This is a genomic window from Shewanella putrefaciens, from assembly GCF_016406325.1.
Classification (GTDB): domain Bacteria; phylum Pseudomonadota; class Gammaproteobacteria; order Enterobacterales; family Shewanellaceae; genus Shewanella; species Shewanella putrefaciens.
In genome coordinates this window covers 3833226-3849995 of record NZ_CP066370.1, presented here as the reverse complement: position 1 = coordinate 3849995, position 16770 = coordinate 3833226, and the positions used below count along the sequence as shown (strand labels likewise).

The following is a 16770-nucleotide window of genomic DNA, read 5'->3' as shown; positions in this document are numbered from 1 at the left end:
TGAGATTTAAGACTTAGTGCGTTTCATGGCGGTAAAGAACTCTTCGTTAGTCTTGGTCATCGCCAATTTATCGATTAAGAATTCCATTGCGCTAACCTCATCCATAGGATTGAGGATTTTACGCAGGATCCACATTTTTTGCAGCTCTTCTTGAGTCGTGAGTTTTTCTTCACGACGCGTACCGCTGCGGTTGAAGTCAATGGCTGGGAACACGCGCTTTTCTGCCGCTTTACGTGACAAATGTAGCTCTTGGTTACCTGTACCTTTAAATTCTTCGTAGATCACTTCGTCCATCTTAGAACCCGTATCTACCAAGGCTGTGGCGATAATGGTCAAGCTGCCGCCGTGTTCGATGTTACGTGCCGCCCCGAAGAAGCGTTTTGGACGGTGTAGGGCGTTAGCATCCACACCACCAGTTAACACTTTGCCCGATGACGGGATAACAGTGTTATAAGCACGGGCTAAACGGGTGATTGAGTCGAGTAAGATAACGACGTCTTTCTTGTGCTCAACCAAGCGTTTTGCTTTTTCAATCACCATTTCGGCAACTTGAACGTGGCGGCTGGCTGGCTCATCGAAGGTTGATGCGATAACTTCGCCCTTAACGAGGCGCTGCATCTCTGTTACTTCTTCTGGGCGTTCGTCGATCAGTAATACCATCAACACCACTTCTGGGTTGTTGTAGCTGATGCTTTGAGCAATACCTTGAAGTAATAGCGTTTTACCGGCTTTTGGTGGTGCAACGATCAAACCACGTTGACCTTTACCAATCGGTGAGCATAAATCCAGAATACGCGCAGTGATATCTTCAGTTGAGCCATTTCCACGCTCCATACGCATACGTTCTTCGGCGTGGAGTGGGGTTAAGTTTTCAAATAGGATTTTATTGCGAGAGTTTTCTGGTTTATCGAAGTTAACTTCATTGACTTTCAGTAGAGCGAAATATCGTTCACCTTCTTTTGGTGGACGAATCTTACCAAAAATGGTGTCACCCGTTCGCATATTGAAGCGGCGAATTTGACTTGGTGAGACGTAAATATCGTCTGGACCAGCCAAATAAGATCCGTCTGAGCTGCGTAAGAAGCCGAAACCGTCTTGGAGTATTTCTAATACCCCACCGCCGAAAATGTCTTCTCCACTTTTGGCGTGGGCTTTAAGGATTGAGAAAATAATGTCCTGCTTGCGAGCGCGGGCCATATTTTCGAGTTTCATATTTTCGGCTAGCGAGACTAGGTCAGAAATCGGCGTGTCTTTTAATTCAGTTAAGTTCATTTTGGGGGTCTTGTGTTACGCGACAAAGCTTACCGCGATCAATCAGTAAAGTTTGTGATTCAGGATAGTGATTGACGAGCGAGAAGTGGTTTAGTTAGAAAGAATCTGGTTATTAAAGTAGCACTAACAAAGCGGGGCGTCCAGAAATTTAGGGAAATTCCGGCACAATTAATTTATAGCTTGTGCCGGAGGTCACTCAAGACGACTGCAAATTAGATTTGTGCGTCGATAAACTCTTTTAATTGCGTTTTTGAAAGTGCACCAACTTTAGTGGCCGCTAATTCACCATTTTTGAATAATAATAATGTTGGAATGCCACGAACGCCATATTTCGCCGGAGAAACATTGTTTTGGTCAACGTTTAATTTAGCGATAGTGACACGGCCTGCGTACTCTTCAGCAACGTCATCGAGGATTGGAGCGATCATTTTACAAGGACCACACCACTCAGCCCAGAAGTCTACCAACACCGGTAAATCAGACTTTAATACGTCGTTTTCGAAGCCGTCGTCACTCAGGTATATAATTTTATCGCTCATGATGTTCTCCAGTTTGGTTGCCATTGCTGGTTTGTTAATGGCTTACCATGTATATTGGGGGTGAAAAATAGCTTTTCAAGTTACCTTTTTACAATGTGGCTATTTCAAACGATCGAGTATCTTATTGCAACCCCAAATGGTATGCTTGCGCTATGAGCGAAACACATTTATCTACCCAAAAATTTGCCGACCTTCCTCTACATCCAGAGGTAAAACAGGCTCTTGCAGAGAACGGTTTTGAATTTTGTACGCCGATTCAGGCGTTATCATTACCCGTATTACTTCAATCAAAAGATATCGCTGGTCAGGCTCAAACGGGCACTGGCAAGACGATGGCTTTTTTGGTTGCTACATTTAATCATTTATTATCGACGCCAATACCAGAAGGCCGTCAGATAAATCAACCCCGTGCCATTATCATGGCACCCACCCGTGAATTGGCTATTCAAATTGCTAAAGATGCGATTTTATTGGCTAAACATACCCGCTTAAAAGTGGGAATTGTTTACGGTGGTGAAAGCTATGATGTACAACGCAAAGTATTAGATCAAGGTGTTGATATCTTGATTGGTACTACTGGGCGCATCATCGATTATGTGCGTCAGGGCATTATCAGCTTAACGGCTATTCAAGCTGTCGTATTAGATGAAGCGGATCGCATGTTCGATTTGGGCTTTATCAAGGATATCCGTTTCCTATTTAGGCGTATGCCTGATGCCAATCAACGGCTCAATATGCTGTTCTCGGCAACCCTCTCGATGAAGGTGCAAGAACTGGCCTATGATCATATGAATGATCCGGTCAAAGTGGATATTGCGCCCGACGAAAAAACCTCTAAGAACATTAAAGAAGAAGTTTTTTATCCTTCCCAAGAAGATAAAATGCGCTTGTTGCTGACCTTAATTGAAGAAGATTGGCCTGAAAAAGCCATTGTATTTTCAAACACTAAGCATAGCTGCGAAAATTTATGGTCTTGGCTCGAAGGAGATGGTCATCGCGTTGGATTGTTAACAGGTGATGTTCCTCAGAAAAAGCGTATTCGCATTCTGGAGCAATTTACTAGTGGCCAATTGGATATCCTAGTCGCGACAGACGTTGCTGCGCGTGGCTTACATATTTCTGATGTATCCCATGTTTACAACTATGACTTACCTGACGATTGTGAAGACTATGTACACCGAATTGGTCGAACAGGACGCGCGGGTAATAAAGGGGTTTCCATCAGCTTTGCCTGTGAAGAATATGCGCTGAACTTGCCGGCAATCGAAAGTTATATCAATCACTCCATCCCTGTGAGTAATTATGATAGCTCGGCATTGTTAGAGGATATTCCTGCGCCAGTTAAGATCCCGCGTAAACATCCTGCGGGTACGCGTAACCTACGCGAGCGTGCAGGAGCTGGTCGTCCACAGGGCGCCCATCGTAGTGGTGGACGTCCACCTCGCCATGACAGGACACGTAGACACTCGTAAATGCCAACACCCGCTTATGCCGCAATTACGTTAGGCTCTAATAGCTTTAATATGCTGATCGCCAAGACAAAAGGCGGTCAGCCACATATTATTGCAAAATATAAGCGTAAGGTAAGATTAGCTGAAGGTATTGGTGAGGATGGCAAGTTAAATCCAGAGGTTATGCAACGTGGTCTCGATTGTCTTGCCATGTTTGCGCAGATGCTGACACAGCATAAAATTCATCAAGATCATGTCGCAGTCATCGCCACCGCCACTCTTCGTAGTATCAGTAATGCCGATGAGTTTAATGAGCGTGCATTGCCTCTACTTGGGCATTCCATTGAGATTATCTCTGGGATGCGCGAAGCCGAGCTTATCTACCAAGGTATGGTGGCTACCACCTGTGGGCAAGGGCGGCGTTTAGTGATCGATATTGGCGGTGCCAGTACTGAGTTTATTATTGGTGATGGTCATCAAGTGTTGTTTAAAACCAGCTTGCCTATGGGAAGCGTGACTTATAATCGCCAATTTTTCAGTAATATGCCTTTTCAACAGTTAGATTTTGATGATGCGAAACAGCAGGTTTTAGTCACTCTGGCTGAGCATAGGAAGACACTGCGTGACTTAGGTTGGCATTGTGTAGTGGGAGCCTCTGGCGCGGTGCAATCTGTGGTTGAAGTACTATTACATCGAGAGCAATCTGAAACCATCACCCTTGAAGTGCTTAATCAGCTAAAGGCTGAAATTCTCGTTCAAGAGGATAGGCAGCTTTTGGGGATCCATGGTTTAAGTAGCGAACGTGCTCCGACCTTTGCCGCGGGTGTTGCGATCCTATTAGCACTATTTGAGCTATTGGGTATTGAGCATCTAAGCCTATCGGGTGGCGCATTACGTGAGGGTGTATTAATAATGTTAGCGCAGCGGGTCCTTGAAGAAGCAATTTAGTACTCAGGGCCTAGAACGCTTCGCTGCTAGAGCCTCGCATCGATAACTGCTCCTGCGTTATTCTACCTTCTGCATCCATGCAGTCGTTCGCGAGGATGACTGTTCAAGTGCGAGGATGTTGCTATTATCCTACTAGAACCTAGAACCTAGAACCTAGAACCTGCACTTTTTGCCGTGTCCTCGCGGGGCTAAACCCAGTCTACTTTTTCTAGGATCTAGTTCTAAAATCTATCTCAAAGAGTTATTTCAAAGAGCTATCTCAAAGTGCTATTTCAATATTTCTGCCAAATCTTTTTCAAGCGAAGTTGTTGGGCGCTCAATAATGCGGCCAATTTCCTTGCCTTGTTGCTGAATAATAAATGTTGGAATACGAGTAAATTCGTATTTAGCGGCTAAACCTTCGGGATCTTTCTTAGTGCGATCCACGCCAATATAGGTCACTTTAATATTGGGGTTCGCGACTTCTTCCATTATGCGAATAAAACGTGGTGTTTCACGGTGACAATCTGGGCACCAAGTACCGATGATCACGATGATTTCTGTCGGTTCTTTGATGTTTTTGAGTGGGGCGATTGCCGCTGTATCAACTTGATAGCTTTTATAGCCCTCAGTAAACTCATTGAGATCATTCACTAAATGTTGCGCTTCAACAATACCAGTTAAAATCACTTCTTGTTTCTCCTCACTGCAGGTTGCAATTAAGCCCTGTTGTTGTTCTTCAAATCCACAGCCACTATTGGCTAATACCTGACAGCTAAAAAATAAGGCTGTAGTGGCGAGTAATGCTTTAACATTATTGTGCATGATATGCCCTCGAAATCGAAGAAAAAAGAAATGGTGACTCAGCATTCAAGCATCAATCTCGATTTTCTAAAAGGCAATTGTTAATTTGCTGCAAGCCAGATCACGTATCGCTAATGTAAAGAAGATCACTAGGCTGCTAGGACAGCTTCGCTGTGAGAACATCGCTTGATAACTGCTCCTGCGCTATTCACCCCTGCATCTGATCAGCATAGCCTATGAAAAGGTCATATTGTGTATGGAACAAAATAGACTCGGCAGTCGTACGCTTCTGCTAGGTGTTCATGCTTGTCATTCCCGCGAAGGCGGGAATCCATAGTCATTTCTTTTCGTTTTAAAATACTAGAGAACTAAAAGCTGGATCCCCGCCTGCGCGGGGATGACAGTTTTTTTAGTGCGAGGTTGACAGTTTTTAAGTATGAGGATGATAGTTTAAGTGCGAGGTTGACAGTTTAGGTGAGGATGATGGCTTAGTGGAGAAGTGGCATACACTGCTTGCTAGATTCTCCACTCAGTGAGGAGAATCTAGGTGCTGTACTCTTAGCTTTGTCCTAGCAGGGCAAGGCATTTTCTAACAATTTTTCCAATATAGGCTTATTCGCATCGGGGAAGTCATAATTGATCAAATCGTGTTTTTCTACCCAAGCAATTTGCTGGCCCTCTAGGCCTTGGGCTTCCCCCGTAAAATGGATAACAGTATGGATATCGAGCAGGACTTGTTTGTCCGGGTAATCGTAGCTAAGCGCCATAAAAGGCTCGCTGGAGATGACCTCTATAGCGACTTCTTCTTTTAGTTCACGCATTAACGCTTGGGTAACGCTTTCACCCGTCTCAACTTTTCCTCCAGGGAACTCCCACTTACCTCCTTGGTGTAAATGATCTGGCCGTTTTGCGAGTAAAACTTGCTGTGCTTTGTTAACAATAATACCTACGGCAACATGAATACGCTTTGTCATAATATTTTCTACTAATGAGTGTGTGTGATTGCCTGTGGCATCCTGTTGTGTTTATTCCTTAAAGAACGCGTCTTCATCTAAGTCGAACTCGTCTAAGGCATCAAGATCGAACTCTGATTTTACAGGAATGGCATGTTTTTCAGATGCCCAGTCGCCAAGATCGATCAGCTTACAACGCTCGCTGCAAAAGGGCTTGAATTCAGATTGTGGCGCCCATTCAACGGGGGTTTTACAAATGGGGCATTTAACGGTTAATGGCATAATGTGCGTCTCTGTATGTATAAGCCTGATGTATGTGGTATGGGTAGCCTATAAAAAACGACCTATCACGTTATGGAAACTCAACGTGAGGCGATAACGAATGCGGCTATTTAATACGATTGGTCTAACATCTCACAGTGCTGATAGTTTAAAGGCTTCAGACACAGGTCGCTAGTAAGAAATCGATGGGTTTATCGGAGTGACGTTGTTGATCAAACTGGACAAAGTGAATGGCGTAGCGATTTTTATGTCCGCTAATAGTGGGGTAACACCCCTGTGAAGCATCAAGTTTAACACGAACTAAGGATAAAGCTTGGTTGCTATCGCCTTGATAAAAACCGGCATGGGCAATGGCATTATTAAAAATGGACGTGCTGCGGGTGAGTTGAAGTAGTTGGGTAATGGGGGTGAGCAGTGGGTCAAAATGTGCTATCCAAGCAAGGTAATCCTGTTGTCTTTCTTCCCAAGGTTTGGCTAACCAAAAATGTAGCTGGGGTAGGTCAAAACTACAACACGCACCAGGCATACCAAATCGTTGTCGTAGAGCGGATAAAAATCGATCTTGCTTGAGTTGACTGCCGAACCGCTCTGGTTTTTGAAGTAACTCACGGGCTTGGGTAAGGGCATTGATATAAAAGTTGATCTGCTGGTGGTCTGCTTGTTCGAGTTCTTGCCATTTATTGAGTTGTAACAGATGACGCTCAATATCCTTTAAGACTTCATTGCGGTAATCACAGCGTTCGGATAATTCACATAGCGAAAACAGCGGATAGAAGCATCTATGTTGGTGGTCATGATTGAGATTAGTTCGCAGCTGTTTATCGAGATATTCGAGCCGTAAATAGCTGCGAATTTTCTCGTTTAATGGCTGTTCGTAAACTAAGTCAGTCATGGGCGTTATCAATACCGGATAATTGTAAATAGCGTTGGTGCAATGCTAGCACCTCTCGTTTTAAGGCTGATATCTCTCCCTGATTATCAATAATGTCGTCGGCTCTGGCGAGTTTTTCACTCCGACTACATTGGCTATTAATGATGTTATTCACTTGAGTTGCATCAACTTGATCCCGTATTGCGGTGCGGCTGATTTGCAATTCTGGTGAAATATCCACCACTAAAGTCCGATTGACTAACCTATCTAACCCGTTCTCAAATAGCAAGGGCACAACCATAATTACATAGGGCGAAGTGGCATTTTTTACTTGTTCGAGCATTTCTTGGCGGATCATCGGGTGTAATAATTGGTTTAGCCATTCCCGCTCTGCACTTTGGTTAAAAATACGTTCGCGCAGTTTTGCGCGGTCGAGTTCGCCTTCAGGGGTTAGCATTTCAGTACCAAAATGTTCAACGATTGCCTTAAGCCCCTTTGAATCTTTAGCGACAACCTCTCTGGCAACAATATCGGCATCCACTAATGTAATGCCTTCTGCGGCAAATAAATTGGCGACAGTTGTTTTACCACTGCCAATCCCACCTGTAAGACCAACAACAAATTTAGACATAAAATTCTCTTGATAAGCTAAGAAGGACGCTGTGCTGCTAGAAGCTAGGACGCTGTGCTGCTAGGGCGGACTTCGTCCTGCTAGAGTCTAGCCGCTGCACCCCCATGGTTGTCATTCCCGCGAAGGCGGGAATCCACGGTAACATCTTTAGCTTACTTAGTTTTAAAAGACCTCAAATACTCAAAACTGGATCCCCGCATCCGCGAGGATGACAGCTTAAGAACTAAGGACGTATAGAATCTAGGGTCTAGATTCTAGCAGCTGTGCTGTTTGCAGTGTTCTAGCAGGGCGAAGCCCGCTCTATTTTCTCGTAGGGTGTGGCCTGTCCGGCTTTTCTAGCAGTTATAGTGTCCCTAAATACCAGTCGATGATAGTGTTTCCCCAAACCAGTGCAATCCAGCCTGCGGCGGCAATATAAGGGCCAAAGGGAATAGGGTTATCCATCTGATTACGTTTGCTGATAATCATGCCAATGCCCACAACAGCACCCACTAATGAGGAGAGTAAAATCACCAGTGGCAACATTTGCCAGCCAAGCCAAGCACCAAAAACGGCCAACAGTTTAAAGTCGCCATAGCCCATACCTTCTTTACCTGTGAGTAACTTAAACACCCAGAAAATTGACCATAGGCTTAAATAGCCTGCGGCTGCACCGATAATGGCATCCGTTGGGCTAGCAAAGGTATGGTGTAAATTGAGTAATAGCCCAAGCCACAGTAGGGGCAGTGTTAACTGATCCGGTAATAACATTTCATCCAGATCTATACCAGTCAGCGCAATCAATACAAAGGTGAGTAAAGAGGCAAAAACAAATTGCCAACTGGGGCCAAAATGCCAAGCTAGAGCTGCGATCAGTAAACCTGTGATTAATTCAATAATCGGATAACGGGTCGAGATAGGTGCATGACAGGCGGCGCATTTCCCCCTAAGGATTAACCAACCGAGAACTGGCAAATTATGCCAAGGTTTGATGGCGGTTTTACACTGAGGGCAAGCTGAGCCTGGCACCACAATATTGTACTTTTCGGGATAGCTATCTATGGGTTTATTAAGCCTATCGATACCGACTTGGTTAACGATATCCGCATGGTATTCCTGTAAATATTGATTACATTCCTGCTGCCATTCACGCTTCATCATGATAGGGAGTCGGTGGATGACCACATTCAGAAAACTGCCAATAGTCGCGGCAAAAATAAAGCTTAAGGTGACGAAGAGCCAAGGACTCTGTTCAAAAGATTGGCCTAATAAAGTGATAAATTCAGTCATACTCTTACTTATGAGAAGTTACAAAAAATACGAAAAAAGTAAAACACTATGCTTACGGAACACTGAGTTCACGGATAACGGAACGCTGCGCTTACTGTAAGAGCGAAGCCCGTTCCGTCAACGGTGAGCCGCGTACACGCAGTGGCATTCTAAAATCGCAAAGCCTTAGCCTACGACATTTCCCATTTGGAAGATAGGGAGATACATTCCCACAATTAAACCACCCACAAGGGTGCCAATCACCACCATCATAATGGGTTCAATTAGACTCGATAAACCATCCACAGCGTCATCGACTTGCATTTCATAAATATTAGCCACCTTATTTAGCATATTATCTAGCGATCCAGACTCTTCACCAATCATCACCATTTGGATCAGCATATCGGGGAACAAACCCGTAGTACGCATCGCGACGTTCATTTGCATACCAGCCATCACCTCTTGGCGTACTTTTAACAGTGCTTTGCGATATACGGCATTACCCGATGCTCCCGCTGCGGATTCCATCCCATCAATCAACGGCACACCTGCCGCAAAGGTGGTGGCTAAGGTACGAGAAAAGCGCGCCATGGCTGCCTTATGCAGAATTTCGCCGATAACAGGGATCTTAAGTACAAATTCATCAACACGGTCACGAACCATTTGTGAATTGCGATGGGCACGGACAAATAACCAAATCCCCACTGTAATCGCTATGAAAAAGAGATACCAAGAGCTTTGCAACCAGCGCGAGATACCAATGATCATCTGTGTAAAGGCGGGGAGTTCAGCGCCAAATCCTTTAAAAATATCTTCGAACTGAGGTACGACAAAGAGTAATAACAATGTGGTCACTAAAATAGCGACGACCACAACGGCGGCGGGATAAAACATGGCTTTTTTGATTTTAGATTTTAGCTGCTCGGCTTTTTCTCTATAGGTTGCAATACGATCAAATACCGCATCGAGCGAACCTGAGTGTTCACCTGCTGCCACTAAGTCTACATAGAGATCATCAAAATAACGCCTATGGGGGCGCAGGGCATCTGATAACGGAATACCCGATTGAATCTCTGACAGAATTGTCCCTAACAGATCGCGCATTTTGAGTTTTTCATGGCCACGCCCCAATATTTCTATTGTGGTCACAAGCGGAACGCCGGCGGCCAGCATAGTCGCTATCTGGCGAGTTGCCATCGCGATATCCATGGGCTTGATATCAGGATTACGGGCAAAGAAAGGAGATGCTTTTTTTCGTACGACTTTAGGATTTACTCCTTGGGATTTGAGCTGGCTTTTTACCTCTGCAACCGTTGCACCCTTTAACTCACCACCCGTTTTTTTGCCATCGCGGTTAGTGCCTTTCCATTCAAAGGTAAAAATCTTTGGTTGGCTTTTGGGCTCAATCTTCTTTGGGCGAGGCTTTTTTACTGTCGTTGCCGTAGCCATAAATAATCCCTGTTAGGTTGAATAAAGCTAATAAGAACGCTGCGCTGTTAGGGCGGACTTCGCCCTGTTAGGATGCTAGGGCGTCGCTGCGCTCCTGCTAGAATCTAGGACGCTTCGCTGCTAGAACCTAGGTTCTAAGTTTAGGCTCTAAGTTTAGGTTCTAATGAGTATAAATGGCGAAATAAACCCTAGTTTATATAAAAAACCGCTTTCGACTGCCGTCATTCCCGCGAAGGCGGGAATCCATAGTAATGTCTTTAACCTGCTTAGTTTTGAAAAACCTTAAAAACTAAAAGCTGGATCCCCGCATTTGCGAGGATGACAGCTTAGAACCCGAGCGCTTGTAGGGCGAAGCCCGTCCTGTTTTTAGAGGCCGCGCTGTTAAAAACTCGTCACCCGATTAACTTCGGCAATACTGGTGACGCCCTGTAATACTTTTAACAAACCCGATTGACGTAAATCGCGCATACCTTGTGCTTTCGCTTGGGAAGCAATTTGCAACGAGTTGCCGCCTTCCATAATGGTACGGGCAATTTCATCGGACATTTTCATCACCTCATAAATCCCCACTCGCCCCTTATAACCACCAGAGCAATGTTCACACCCCACTGGTTTAAAGGTAGTAAACCCTTGGGTAATTTGTGCAGGAGAAAAACCTAAACGTAAGAGTTCATGCTCGGGGATCACCTCTGCTTGTTTGCATTCTGGGCAAAGTCTGCGGGCAAGGCGCTGGGCAATAATAAGGTTAACCGAGCTGGCGATATTGTATCCAGGTACGCCCATATTGATTAAACGGGTTAAGGTTTCGGCGGCCGAGTTAGTGTGTAGGGTCGATAACACTAAATGTCCCGTTTGTGCGGCTTTAATAGCAATTTCGGCGGTTTCAAGATCGCGTATCTCACCCACCATCACCACGTCGGGGTCTTGGCGCAAAAAAGAGCGTAGCGCTGAGGCAAATGTCAGCCCGGCTTTTAGGTTAATATGAACTTGGTTGACCCCCTCAAGGTTAATTTCTACCGGATCTTCAGCGGTCGAAATATTGCGCTCGGCGGTATTGAGGATATTTAACCCCGTGTAGAGGGAAACGGTTTTACCCGAGCCCGTTGGTCCTGTGACTAAAATCATCCCTTGGGGTTTAGCGAGCATTTCAAGGTATAACTTTTCTTGATCGGGCTCGTAGCCGAGTTTTTCGATACCTAGTTGTGCGGAGGAGGAGTCCAAGATCCGCATGACAATTTTTTCGCCCCACAGGGTAGGCAAGGTGCTAACCCGAAAATCGATAGACTTAGTGCGGGAGAGCTTCATTTTAATTCGGCCATCCTGTGGTACGCGCCGCTCGGCAATATCCAGTTTTGACATCACCTTTAAACGGGCGGATAAACGGCCCGCAAGGCTAATAGGCGGCTCTGATACCTCATGCAAAATACCGTCAATCCGAAAACGAATGCGATAGCGTTTTTCGTAGGGTTCAAAGTGTAAGTCGGAGGCACCCTTACGAATCGCATCGGTTAAAATTTTATTGATATAAATAACAATGGGCGCATCGTCACTGCTGTCACCTGTTGGTTCTTCATTGCGTCTATCGGTATCGGTAATTTCTATCCCCGCCAGCGCCGCTTCATCCATGCCGCCTAAATCGAGGCTGGTAATATCTTCTTCAAGGATTTTTTCAAGGGCTTTAGCGAGTTTATCTTCTTCAACCAAAATCGCTTCGGCATGCAGGCCTGCGCTAAATTGAAAATCTTCAAGGGCGGCAATATTGGTGGGATCGGAGGTGGCGATATAGAGGCGATTTCCGCGCTTAAATAGCGGTAAACAGCGGTGTTTTTCAATCAGTTTTTTATTTAAAAAATCTTCGGGAATGGCTCGTATATCAAATTCCGCTAAATCCAGTAGCGGTGTGCCATATTCTTCATAGCAAAGCTCGGCAATAGTGCGGGATGAGACTAACTTACCTTGTACTAAAGTGGCCACTAATCCTTGTTTATTTTGGCGGGATTTTGCAATAGCCCCTGCCATCTGCTCTTCATTTAGCAGACCTTTACGGATAAATAGGGTAGATAAACCTAGATGAAGGCCTGTAGTTGGCATCTATGTTACTTTTGTCTATGTAATTATTGCAGATGATTAGGGGCGATGAATTGCCCCTAATCATTGGTCAGTATTTAAGGTGTAATCATTGATGTGGGGATATTTGCTCCGTCCACACATTGATCAAGTGTTGCACCAGTTGCACCTGCTGTTTGTGTCGCTTTATAAGTTACAACGCCAGCATTAGATATGGTTGCTGTAACTGTACAAGCTCCTTCATTAAAAGCAACCGTACCGCCAACACCTTCACCCCAGCCGGCTGTGCCACCAGCAGTTGTTGGACTAATGGTTACTTCAGTATAAGTTCCTGCATCAGTCACCAGTGAAGGACAACCAATGCCGGACTGCACGCATGCTACAGCCTTGGATGTAATCGCACTTACACCTTTCATCGCTGCGCCACCATGCGCTGCACCTACATAATCGCGATACGCAGGTAGTGCGATTGCCGCCAAAATACCAATAATGGCAACAACAATCATTAATTCGATTAGGGTAAAACCTTTAGCCTTATGATTTAACCCTGTTTTTAACGTTAGACCTTTCATATTTATCTCCAGCTTATACATTGATAATTAAAGAGTTAATTTGTTTTTTGCCACAATGCAAACATAACGGAAATATAACTAAATACCATTAAGTTGCTTATGGCTGATGCTATGGCGTGCTGCGACTTATAAGGGGTTGGTAATATTTAGGTTTTGCGATTTATAGGTTATCGACTCACCTTGGTATTATCGAATTCGCCCTTTACCTGCAACATTACTACTTGCAACATAACTAGCTGCATCATCATTGGCTGCCATATCATCTTGTTGTTTACGGTTTTACCCTGTTGCTTACTGTTTTATCCTACCGTTATCCGTTTTTGCTTCACTTTCGCGCGGGAGATTTGTTCAAATCAGGGATCTAATAAAAAACGCAGATTCCTCCTTTTACCACCTCACCTTAGGCTGGTTGACTTTTGGCCATCTCACCTCAGTAAAAGTTAGTACAAAGTTAAATAAATAGAAACAACTTTAAGTATAAAGTATTAATTAAATGATTAATTTGTCTAAGGACTTGACAGTGTGATGAGATAAGTTCTAACAAAAAATTGACAAAATAGGTTCAAATGGCGTCGGTGTGGTGGGTGTCAATATATAGTCGCCAAACGTCGTTATAAAAGCAGAGCACTCTTCTTATGTTTTTAAGCCATCATCCTTGTGAACGTGGGGATCTAGTATAGATGTCATCCTCGCGGATACGGAGAGCTTGTATCTGTGTCATCCTCGCGAATGCGGGGATCCAGCTTTGATTTTTTAAGGTTTTCAAAACTAAGCAGGCTAAAGATATTACTGTGGATTCCCGCCTTCGCGGGAATGACGGGAAGGAGAGGGAATGACGAGAAGGAACGCCTAGCTTCTAACAGCGAAGCGTCCTTCTTTGCTTTTAGCCTTTCAGTCGCATCGACAGATCTAATGCGCGTACATGTTTTGTGAGTGCGCCTACTGAAATATAGTCCACTCCGGTTTTGGCAAATTCGGCTAGGGTATCTAAAGTCACATTGCCAGAGACTTCGAGTTTTGCGCCCTTGGCTTTGCCGTTAGCGCGATATTGATTATTAAGTTCAACAGCTTCGACCATCATAGTGATATCGAAATTATCTAACATGATAATATCTGTGCCAGAGTCGAGTGCGAGCGCCAGTTCGCTTAATGATTCCACTTCAACCTCGACGGGTTTGTTTGGATGTAAATTGCGGGCTGCATCAACGGCTTGACGTATGCCGCCACAGGCCATGATATGGTTTTCTTTAATTAAGAATGCATCAAATAAGCCAATACGGTGGTTTTTGCCACCGCCGCAGGTGACGGCATATTTTTGAGCGGTACGCAGGCCGGGAATAGTTTTGCGGGTATCGAGTAAGCGAGTGTGAGTGCCTGCCAATTTATCGACATAGTGTTTAGTTAATGTGGCAACGCCAGATAAGGTTTGTATAAAGTTCATGGCAGTGCGCTCGCCCGTGAGTATGCTACGGGCAGGGCCTGATAGTTCGCATAACACTTGATTTGGCAGTATTAAATCGCCATCGTCAACATGCCAGTGGAGGGCGACTTCGCCGCCTAATTGATTAAACACTTGCTCTGCCCATGCTTTACCGCAAAATACGCCTTCTTCACGGGTAATTAAGGTTGCCTCGGCATATTTATCGGCGGGGATAAGTAGGGCGGTGATATCACCATAGGCAATGGCTTTTGTGTGCTCGTTGATATCGGTTCCGCCTAAGTCTTCATTAAGGGCGGTTTTAACGGCGTGGCGAATATCGTTTTCTAACATAATCTGATTCCTTGCATTTTGCATTCTTGTATAACTGAGATTGCCTACTTGCATATGGCGTTAAGATTATCATGGCAGCGCCGCTAGGTGCTAGGATGCTGCGCTGAAAGCTAAGAAGGACGCTACGCTGCTAGAGCGTAAGTACATAAAGCTGGATCCCCGCATTCGCGAGGATGACGGCTTAGGGGCTAGGACGCTGCGCTGCTAGGGCGGACTTCGTCCTGCTAGAGCGTCGCTTTGCTCCTTCTAGAATCTATCCGCTGCGTTCTTTGCAGCGTCCTCGCAGGGCGAAGCCCGTCCTGCTTTTAAGGAGTAAAAATGAGCTTTGAGTTTGGGTGGTATAGCGCCGCTCGGCGCAGTGAGTCGCCACATTTTAATCAACGGCCTGAGGCTGAAGTGAGTTTATTGGTGATCCACAATATTAGCTTGCCGGCGGGCTGTTTTGGTTTACCTTATATTGATCAATTATTTAAAGGGTGTTTAGATACCAGTGCCGATGACAGTTTTACTGAGTTAGCGGGCTTGCAAGTATCAGCACATTTTTTGATCCGCCGTGATGGTGAGTGTGTACAATATGTCAGTTGTCACGATAGGGCATGGCACGCTGGCGTATCTTGCTATGGTGAAAGGGAAAATTGTAATGATTTTTCTATTGGTATTGAGCTTGAAGGGACGGATACTGAGCCTTACGCTGATGCCCAATATGTGCGTTTGGTTGAGTTAACACAGGCATTGTTGGTTGAATATCCATTATTAAATACTAAGCGGATTGTTGGGCACTGTGATATAGCACCATTACGTAAAACAGATCCCGGGCAAAGTTTTGATTGGGAAAGATATTTAAGGGCGCTGCGTTGAGGGCTAAAAAGGACGCTGCGCTGCTAGGGCGTCGCTTCGCTCCTTCTAGAATCTAGAACCTGCGCTGCTTTTTACACAGCCCGTCCTGTTTTTTATACAAGGAGTACGACCGATGGCATTATTTTCATTGTTAGTCGCCATTTTGGTGGAGCGACTTAAATTTCTTCCCTCATCGTGGCAATTTGATCGATTGCTACAGTCTTATCAGATGACGTTTTTTGGTGATAAAGTGTCTTTGACCACACCTATGATAGCACTTGCTCTAGTGTTGCCTGCTTTGGTGGTGTATGTCTTATCTTGGTTAGTTGCAGGAATGTTTTGGGGAATACTCAGTTTGGCGCTTTGGATTGTTGTGGCGGCAATTTGTTTTAATCACCTGAAACAACGTGAAATTTTTAAAAAATATATGCAAGCCGCTTGTCGTTCGGATGTGCAAGCCTGCTATCTTTATGCCGCAGAGCTTGATTGTAGCGAATGCCTAGATGCGGTATCTGAAAAGGATTTAGGGGCTAAGGTTGGCCAGAGTGTGGCATGGATTAACTATCGTTATTATGGCGCTGTAGCACTGTTTTTGATTTTCTTTGGGCCCGTCGGCACAGTGCTCTATTGCACGGTACGGTATTATGCTGAAGAAAATGCGCGAAAATCTCTTAATTTACCTTTAGTGGATGAGTTTATCGCCGTTTTAGATTGGATTCCGAGCCGGCTATTTGCCTTTGGCTATGCATTAAGCGGCCAATTTAGTGAGGGATTAACGGCATGGCGTAATAACGCGCTACGTTTTAATACCAGTGCAAGAAGGGTGATTACTGAAACGGCAGTGGCTGCGCAACCTTTACCTGAGGTTTCTGATGCACCTATTTGTGTACAATCGACCCTAGCGTTATTAGTGTTGAGTAAACGTAACTTTACACTTATGGTTGCAATTGTTTCATTATTGACCATTTTCGGATTGGTGAGTTAAAAGAAGGACGTTGCGCTGCGAGAATCGAGAATCTAGGACGCTTCGCTGCTAGGGCGTCGCTGTGCTCCTTCTAGATCCTAGAGAGCGTAAGTACACAAAGCTGGATCC

16 protein-coding genes are annotated in these 16770 nt (G+C 44.9%); 4 read left to right on the top strand and 12 right to left on the bottom strand.

The window, feature by feature from the left end; genetic code table 11:
• Window positions 1–6 precede the first annotated feature (6 nt).
• Together rho and trxA are read right to left on the bottom strand one after the other, a co-directional pair.
• Window positions 7–1272, bottom strand: coding sequence for a transcription termination factor Rho (gene rho, locus JEZ96_RS17090; protein ID WP_011787892.1), 1266 nt, complete (start codon window positions 1270–1272; stop codon window positions 7–9).
• Window positions 1273–1484: 212 nt separating this feature from the next.
• Entirely contained in the window at window positions 1485–1811 is a 327-nt protein-coding gene (gene trxA / locus JEZ96_RS17085; protein ID WP_011787893.1) for a thioredoxin TrxA, read from the bottom strand.
• A 152-nt stretch (window positions 1812–1963) separates the two neighbouring features.
• Here trxA and rhlB point away from each other — a divergent pair, with 152 nt between their 5' ends.
• Both rhlB and JEZ96_RS17075 read left to right on the top strand, forming a co-directional pair.
• On the top strand, window positions 1964–3283 hold the full coding sequence (rhlB, locus tag JEZ96_RS17080; RefSeq protein WP_011787894.1) for an ATP-dependent RNA helicase RhlB: 1320 nt from the start codon (window positions 1964–1966) through the stop codon (window positions 3281–3283).
• Entirely contained in the window at window positions 3284–4210 is a 927-nt protein-coding gene (locus JEZ96_RS17075; RefSeq protein ID WP_061783194.1) for a Ppx/GppA phosphatase family protein, read from the top strand. It begins immediately after the preceding gene.
• Between the two features lie 267 nt (window positions 4211–4477).
• Here JEZ96_RS17075 and JEZ96_RS17070 read toward each other — a convergent pair whose 3' ends face one another.
• The 10 genes from JEZ96_RS17070 to nadC all read right to left on the bottom strand — a co-directional run bounded on the left by JEZ96_RS17070 (window position 4478) and on the right by nadC (window position 14840).
• Window positions 4478–5014, bottom strand: coding sequence for a thioredoxin family protein (locus JEZ96_RS17070; protein ID WP_011787896.1), 537 nt, complete (start codon window positions 5012–5014; stop codon window positions 4478–4480).
• A gap of 548 nt (window positions 5015–5562) precedes the next feature.
• Window positions 5563–5967, bottom strand: a complete 405-nt coding sequence (gene mutT / locus JEZ96_RS17065) for an 8-oxo-dGTP diphosphatase MutT (protein WP_011787897.1) — start codon at window positions 5965–5967, stop codon at window positions 5563–5565.
• A 51-nt stretch (window positions 5968–6018) separates the two neighbouring features.
• On the bottom strand, window positions 6019–6228 hold the full coding sequence (yacG, locus tag JEZ96_RS17060) for a DNA gyrase inhibitor YacG (protein ID WP_011920039.1): 210 nt from the start codon (window positions 6226–6228) through the stop codon (window positions 6019–6021).
• Between the two features lie 157 nt (window positions 6229–6385).
• A complete protein-coding gene (zapD, locus tag JEZ96_RS17055) occupies window positions 6386–7120 on the bottom strand; it encodes a cell division protein ZapD (protein WP_011787899.1) in 735 nt (244 codons plus the stop codon).
• Window positions 7113–7730 (bottom strand): dephospho-CoA kinase, encoded by a 618-nt coding sequence (gene coaE / locus JEZ96_RS17050; protein ID WP_128090233.1) that lies wholly within the window; start codon window positions 7728–7730, stop codon window positions 7113–7115. Before coaE ends, zapD begins: the two co-directional genes overlap by 8 nt.
• A 342-nt stretch (window positions 7731–8072) precedes the next feature.
• Entirely contained in the window at window positions 8073–8999 is a 927-nt protein-coding gene (locus JEZ96_RS17045) for a prepilin peptidase (protein ID WP_025008132.1), read from the bottom strand.
• Between the two features lie 165 nt (window positions 9000–9164).
• Window positions 9165–10430 carry a type II secretion system F family protein gene (locus JEZ96_RS17040; RefSeq protein WP_011787902.1) on the bottom strand — a complete coding sequence of 422 codons (1266 nt, stop codon included), beginning with the start codon at window positions 10428–10430 and terminating at the stop codon, window positions 9165–9167.
• Between the two features lie 381 nt (window positions 10431–10811).
• Window positions 10812–12521, bottom strand: a complete 1710-nt coding sequence (gene pilB / locus JEZ96_RS17035) for a type IV-A pilus assembly ATPase PilB (protein WP_061783195.1) — start codon at window positions 12519–12521, stop codon at window positions 10812–10814.
• A 74-nt stretch (window positions 12522–12595) separates the two neighbouring features.
• Window positions 12596–13069 carry a type IV pilin protein gene (locus JEZ96_RS17030; protein ID WP_025008133.1) on the bottom strand — a complete coding sequence of 158 codons (474 nt, stop codon included), beginning with the start codon at window positions 13067–13069 and terminating at the stop codon, window positions 12596–12598.
• Window positions 13070–13952: 883 nt separating this feature from the next.
• The gene (nadC, locus tag JEZ96_RS17025) at window positions 13953–14840 is read right to left on the bottom strand and encodes a carboxylating nicotinate-nucleotide diphosphorylase (protein ID WP_011787905.1); all 888 of its coding nucleotides are present in this window, start codon (window positions 14838–14840) and stop codon (window positions 13953–13955) included.
• Window positions 14841–15158: 318 nt separating this feature from the next.
• On the opposite strand from nadC, the gene ampD reads away from it, so the two are divergent.
• The gene (gene ampD / locus JEZ96_RS17020) at window positions 15159–15698 is read left to right on the top strand and encodes a 1,6-anhydro-N-acetylmuramyl-L-alanine amidase AmpD (protein ID WP_025008134.1); all 540 of its coding nucleotides are present in this window, start codon (window positions 15159–15161) and stop codon (window positions 15696–15698) included.
• A gap of 112 nt (window positions 15699–15810) precedes the next feature.
• Window positions 15811–16662, top strand: a complete 852-nt coding sequence (gene ampE / locus JEZ96_RS17015; RefSeq protein ID WP_025008135.1) for a beta-lactamase regulator AmpE — start codon at window positions 15811–15813, stop codon at window positions 16660–16662.
• Window positions 16663–16770: the final 108 nt, after the last annotated feature.

Bases quoted from the DNA above. Each gene is read 5' to 3' on its own strand.
- JEZ96_RS17030 (WP_025008133.1), bottom strand. From the start codon at position 13,069: ATGAAAGGTCTAACGTTAAAAACAGGGTTAAATCATAAGGCTAAAGGT.
- coaE (WP_128090233.1), bottom strand. From the start codon at position 7,730: ATGTCTAAATTTGTTGTTGGTCTTACAGGTGGGATTGGCAGTGGTAAA.
- trxA (WP_011787893.1), bottom strand. From the start codon at position 1,811: ATGAGCGATAAAATTATATACCTGAGTGACGACGGCTTCGAAAACGAC.
- ampE (WP_025008135.1), top strand. From the start codon at position 15,811: ATGGCATTATTTTCATTGTTAGTCGCCATTTTGGTGGAGCGACTTAAA.
- JEZ96_RS17045 (WP_025008132.1), bottom strand. From the start codon at position 8,999: ATGACTGAATTTATCACTTTATTAGGCCAATCTTTTGAACAGAGTCCT.
- JEZ96_RS17040 (WP_011787902.1), bottom strand. From the start codon at position 10,430: ATGGCTACGGCAACGACAGTAAAAAAGCCTCGCCCAAAGAAGATTGAG.
- JEZ96_RS17075 (WP_061783194.1), top strand. From the start codon at position 3,284: ATGCCAACACCCGCTTATGCCGCAATTACGTTAGGCTCTAATAGCTTT.
- nadC (WP_011787905.1), bottom strand. From the start codon at position 14,840: ATGTTAGAAAACGATATTCGCCACGCCGTTAAAACCGCCCTTAATGAA.
- rho (WP_011787892.1), bottom strand. From the start codon at position 1,272: ATGAACTTAACTGAATTAAAAGACACGCCGATTTCTGACCTAGTCTCG.
- yacG (WP_011920039.1), bottom strand. From the start codon at position 6,228: ATGCCATTAACCGTTAAATGCCCCATTTGTAAAACCCCCGTTGAATGG.
- rhlB (WP_011787894.1), top strand. From the start codon at position 1,964: ATGAGCGAAACACATTTATCTACCCAAAAATTTGCCGACCTTCCTCTA.
- mutT (WP_011787897.1), bottom strand. From the start codon at position 5,967: ATGACAAAGCGTATTCATGTTGCCGTAGGTATTATTGTTAACAAAGCA.
- zapD (WP_011787899.1), bottom strand. From the start codon at position 7,120: ATGACTGACTTAGTTTACGAACAGCCATTAAACGAGAAAATTCGCAGC.
- ampD (WP_025008134.1), top strand. From the start codon at position 15,159: ATGAGCTTTGAGTTTGGGTGGTATAGCGCCGCTCGGCGCAGTGAGTCG.
- pilB (WP_061783195.1), bottom strand. From the start codon at position 12,521: ATGCCAACTACAGGCCTTCATCTAGGTTTATCTACCCTATTTATCCGT.
- JEZ96_RS17070 (WP_011787896.1), bottom strand. From the start codon at position 5,014: ATGCACAATAATGTTAAAGCATTACTCGCCACTACAGCCTTATTTTTT.